Annotated in this window: 1 protein-coding gene; it reads right to left on the bottom strand. The window is 61.7% G+C overall.

Translation table 11 applies throughout. The features are described 5' to 3' along the window. Positions 1-57: 57 nt before the first annotated feature. Positions 58-1,221 carry an IS1249 family transposase gene (locus DKK75_RS07985; protein ID WP_110452900.1) on the bottom strand — a complete coding sequence of 388 codons (1,164 nt, stop codon included), beginning with the start codon at positions 1,219-1,221 and terminating at the stop codon, positions 58-60. Between the last annotated feature and the right edge of the window lie 133 nt (positions 1,222-1,354).

Here is a 1,354-nt window from a genome sequence, read left to right as displayed (position 1 = left end):
CTATAGGAACTAAACGCGTTGTTTTAGGTTCTGTGTGTGGGTTTGGTTGTGTGTTGGTCAGAGTGTGGTGTTGGGGTATCTGACTGGTGTGTGGAACTCGTTCCAGTTGATGGCGGTGCCGTAGTGTTCGGGCTCGTCCTGTTCCTGTCTGGTTTCCCGTTTGGGTGCTGGTTGTGGCTGCTGGTGTTCGTCCCTGATCAGGCTGGCGGGGTCGGGGTTGTCGGTTTTCATGCAGCAGTGCCATTCGCAGGCGCGTCCCATGTGGCTCTCGGGTAGGCCGTGGTGTTGCAGGAGGGTGCGTTTGATGGGTGAGTTGACTCCTCCTTCCAGCCGGTTGGTGGTGCGTTCCACTGGCCCGCCGGCGGTGAGTTCGGGTTCCAGGAAGGCGAAGAGCTGCCTGTCTTGGAAGAGGTGTTCGAGCCTGCGGTAGCAGCGGCGGAGTTCCTGGTGGGTCCACCACCAGGATTGGTGGCTGGCTTTGGGGTTGGCTGGGTCGTCCTTGGCCATGGTGCGTTCGTCGATGAGGGTTTTCCATCTTTCGTGCCAGGCGTTCAAGGCCTCACCCCAACGCACCGCTTCCTCGATGGTATGGACCCGGGTGAGCTGGTCGGAGAGTCGCTTGAGTTCCTTGCCGGCCTGAAGTCGTGGTTTGAGTGTCAGGTCGGTTTTGGTGTTGCGTTGCACGTGCACCAGGCAGCGTTGGATGCGCGTGCCCGGCCAGCAGGCATGGCAGGCTTTCTGCACGCCGCGAAGGCCGTCGGTGATGAGCACGTCGGGCCCGGGGATGCGGGAGAACAGGGCCGTGTAGGCCGCCGTGTTCTCCTGATGGCACCACTGCCAGTCGATGACCTGGCCCGTCTGCCCGTCGATCGCTATCAGGAGGCACCAGCCGTGTGCCATATACGTGCCGTCGGCCATGAGCGTGTGATGGACCACCCCGTCCGGTGTGATTGCCGGCTTGATGTTCCAGCACCAGCCGACCCGTTTACGCCAGGCCCTGGCGCCCATGGCCCCCATCTGTTCCCGGGTCCTGCCCGTCAGCAGCCAGTCCAGGAACTCCCTCAACTGCGCGGCGCGGGCCCGGTCCTGCCTGCGCGCGGTGGACGTGATCGAGCAGGACGGACACATCCAGCGCTGCGTGCCTGATCTGTTGCGCCCATGCTTGCGCATCCGCCCATGGCATATGGGGCAATGCCTGGCCCTCTTCGATCTGGTTCTCATTCCCCAATCGAACAGGAACGGGCACCCCTGCAAGACCCCTATTAACAACCCGACCTATTAACAACCACCCAACACGCTTACAGCCACAAGGCCAAACCCCCAACATAAACAACGCGTTTAGTTCCTATAGCCC

It is taken from the genome of Bifidobacterium asteroides (assembly GCF_003202695.1).
GTDB lineage: Bacteria > Actinomycetota > Actinomycetes > Actinomycetales > Bifidobacteriaceae > Bombiscardovia > Bombiscardovia asteroides_G.
This window is presented reverse-complemented; position numbering and strand designations above follow the sequence as displayed.